A 3,030-nucleotide genomic window follows, 5' to 3' on the forward strand; every position below is an offset into this window, starting at 1 on the left:
TTCAGCGTCAGATCGTTGATCGCAGAGCGGATTTTCCTGGCTTTGTCGGCGTGCAGCGTGCGCTCGGAGAAGAACACGTCGTGATGCACGTTGAGCATCGCAAGGTCCTCGCGGATCATCGCCATCATCGCATCGATGGTGCGATCCTTGACGATGGCGAGCGCCTCGTCATCGGGCATCTGCAGAAGCGAGCGGCCGAATTCCGTGACCAGTGCCTGGCCGACAGGCACCAGGTAATCGCCGGGATAGAGACCGGCAGGTATTTCGCCGATGTCGTCGCCCAGCGCTTCGCGGTAACGCAGGAATGCGGAACGGCCGAGCACGTCGATCTGCGAGCCGGCGTCGTTGATGACATATTCCTTGGTCACGTCGTAGCCGGCGAAGGCCATCAGATTGGCAAGCGCGTCGCCGACGACAGCACCCCGGCAATGGCCGACATGCATCGGCCCGGTCGGATTGGCCGAGACATATTCGACATTGGTCTTCCTGCCGCCGCCAACCGTCGAGCGGCCATAGCTGCGGCCCTCGCCGAGCAGTGCGGTCAGATGTGCCTGCCAGAAGCCGTCCTTCAGCCTGAGATTGACGAAACCGGGCCCAGCCACTTCCGTCGCCGCGACATCCTTGTCGTCGCGCAGCGCCTGCGCCAGTCTTTCGGCCAGCGCGCGCGGGTTCTGGCCGGTCGGCTTGGCCAGCACCATCGCCGCATTGGTCGCCAGGTCGCCGTGGCTGGCGTCGCGCGGCGGCTCGACGGCAATGCGCGACAGGTCAGGCGAAACGCCGTCTTTGTCTTTCAGATCAAGCGCTTCGACGGCTTTTATGATTCGCGCGGTGAAATCGGCGAAGATGTTCATTTGTGTGACTCTGGGGTCTGGCTCTGGCGGCTTTGCAGCGAATCCGGCTCGTTGGCCGGCAAAATCGAGCCCGCCCTAGCCCAATTCAGGCGTATGGTCAAACAAACGCCGGTGTTCCTTGAGCGCGTAGGTGTCGGTCATACCCGCCAGGAAGTCGGCGACGCTGCGCGCCTTGATGCGGTCGTCGGCCCGATCCAACCCCTCGCGCCAGCCGTCCGGCATGGCGCGCGGATCGGCGAAATAGGCGTCGAACAGATTTTTGACGATCTGCTCGGCGTCCGCGCGCACCCGCATGACCTCCGCGTGCCGGTAGAGGTGCTTGTACAGGAAGGCCTTCAGTTCTTTCTCCAAGGCAGCCATTTCGGCCGAGAAAACCACCATCGTCTCGCCGGCTGCCCTCACCGCATCGGCGCTCCGCGGCCTGATGCGATCGAGATTGGCGGTCGTGGACTTGATCACGTCCTCGACCATGGCGGTTATCTGCCGCCGCATCAGCTCGTGGCCGGTGCGCACATCATCGAGGGAGTGATAACGTGAGCGAACGCCTTTCAGGATCGTTCCCGGCAGCGAAACCTCCTCCAGCATGTCCAGCGTCAGCAGCCCTGCCCTCAAACCGTCATCGATGTCATGCGTGTTGTAGGCTATATCGTCGGCGATCGCCGCGCATTGCGCCTCGATGCCGGCAAACCGGTCGAGTTCGAGATCGTGCAGTTCAGAGTAATCACGGATCGCCTGCGGCACCGGCCCTTTCAGACCCTTGCCGTTGGCGTCCGTCAGCGGCCCATTGTGCTTGACCAGGCCTTCCAGCGTTTCCCAGGTCAGGTTGAGCCCATCGAACTCGGCGTAGCGCGCCTCCAGCCTCGTCACGATGCGCAGCGATTGCGCGTTGTGGTCAAAACCGCCCCAGGCGGCCATCTTCTCGTTCAGCGCGTCCTCACCGGTGTGGCCGAAGGGCGTGTGGCCGAAATCATGCACCAGCGCCACCGCCTCGGCGAGATCCTCGTCGCCGCGCAGCGCCCGTGCCAGGGCACGCGCGATCTGCGCCACTTCGATCGAATGGGTCAGCCGGGTGCGATAATGGTCGCCTTCATGCGCGATGAAGACCTGCGTCTTGTGCTTGAGCCGCCGGAACGCCGTCGAATGGATGATGCGGTCACGGTCACGCTGGAATGGCGTGCGCGTCGGGCTTTCCACCTCGTCGAACAGCCGTCCGCGCGACTTTGCCGGATCGCAGGCATAGGCGGCGCGCGGCCGATAGCCGAATCCGATGTCGCCCAACTCGTTGGTCATGGCTGATGCTGCCGCGTTTGACTTAGCCAGGTTGACTTGGCCCCTCGCGCTTCATACCTATCATGTGAAACCGAAAGCAAGGTGACGCCCATGGGCGCTGATGCCAAGACTGCCATGAAAGTCGATATGACCGAGGCCGCCGCCAAGCGGATCGCCAGGATTGTCTCGAACGAGGCCGGCAAGACGGCGCTGCGCGTGTCGGTCGAAGGCGGCGGCTGCTCGGGCTTCTCCTACAAGTTCGACCTGGTCGATACGCGCAACGACGACGACGTCGCCATCGAGAAGGACGGCGCCACCGTGCTGATCGACGATCTGTCGCTGGTCTATATGGGCGGCTCGGTGATCGACTTCGTCGACGATCTGATGGGCCAGTCGTTCCAGATCCGCAATCCGAACGCCGTCGCCTCCTGCGGCTGCGGCACGAGTTTCTCCATATAGAATGCCTGCCATTGGTGCGGTTCGTCAGATCGCGCTGTCGGCTGGCCGTGATCTCGACACCACGCTGGCTTTCTGGCGCGACGTGCTCGGCATGGCGGTTCATGCGCGCTTCGATCCGCCGGGCATCGCCTTCATCATGGCCGGCGATATCAGGCTGCTGTTCACCGACGGCATACCGGCCGGAACCGTCTATCTCGACATATCGGGCCTCGATGACTTCCATGCCTCTGCGGTCGCGGCAGGCGTACCCTTCACCGCGCCGCCAACACTTGTCCATCGCGACACGGAGGGCCAGTTCGGTCCAGCGGGGGAAAGCGAATGGATGGCCTTCCTAAAGGACCCGGCTGGCAATACGATTGGCCTCGTCGAACGCCATCCGCCGCAAGAATCCAACTGAACAGCATCGAGCCCGCCATGAAAATCGTCACCTGGAACATCAACGGTGTCCGCG

At 63.0% G+C, this 3,030-nt stretch carries 4 protein-coding genes; 2 read left to right on the forward strand and 2 right to left on the reverse strand.

Going from position 1 to position 3,030, the window contains the following annotated elements; genetic code table 11:
• On the reverse strand, positions 1–851 hold an 851-nt coding region (argS, locus tag EN750_RS26475), incomplete at its 3' end, for an arginine--tRNA ligase (protein WP_127398367.1).
• Between the two features lie 75 nt (positions 852–926).
• Entirely contained in the window at positions 927–2,141 is a 1,215-nt protein-coding gene (locus EN750_RS26480) for a deoxyguanosinetriphosphate triphosphohydrolase (RefSeq protein WP_127398369.1), read from the reverse strand.
• Positions 2,142–2,231: 90 nt separating this feature from the next.
• Here EN750_RS26480 and erpA point away from each other — a divergent pair, with 90 nt between their 5' ends.
• Together erpA and EN750_RS26490 are read left to right on the forward strand one after the other, a co-directional pair.
• Positions 2,232–2,579, forward strand: coding sequence for an iron-sulfur cluster insertion protein ErpA (erpA, locus tag EN750_RS26485; protein WP_013531288.1), 348 nt, complete (start codon positions 2,232–2,234; stop codon positions 2,577–2,579).
• A 1-nt stretch (position 2,580) separates the two neighbouring features.
• Positions 2,581–2,976, forward strand: a complete 396-nt coding sequence (locus EN750_RS26490) for a VOC family protein (protein WP_127323280.1) — start codon at positions 2,581–2,583, stop codon at positions 2,974–2,976.
• The last annotated feature ends 54 nt before the right edge of the window (positions 2,977–3,030 follow it).

This window comes from Mesorhizobium sp. M7A.F.Ca.ET.027.03.2.1 (genome assembly GCF_003999175.1).
Classification (GTDB): Bacteria; Pseudomonadota; Alphaproteobacteria; order Rhizobiales; family Rhizobiaceae; genus Mesorhizobium.

Coding starts and splice junctions, on each gene's coding strand:
- EN750_RS26480 (WP_127398369.1), bottom strand. CDS start 2,141: ATGACCAACGAGTTGGGCGACATCGGATTCGGCTATCGGCCGCGCGCC.
- erpA (WP_013531288.1), top strand. CDS start 2,232: ATGGGCGCTGATGCCAAGACTGCCATGAAAGTCGATATGACCGAGGCC.
- EN750_RS26490 (WP_127323280.1), top strand. CDS start 2,581: ATGCCTGCCATTGGTGCGGTTCGTCAGATCGCGCTGTCGGCTGGCCGT.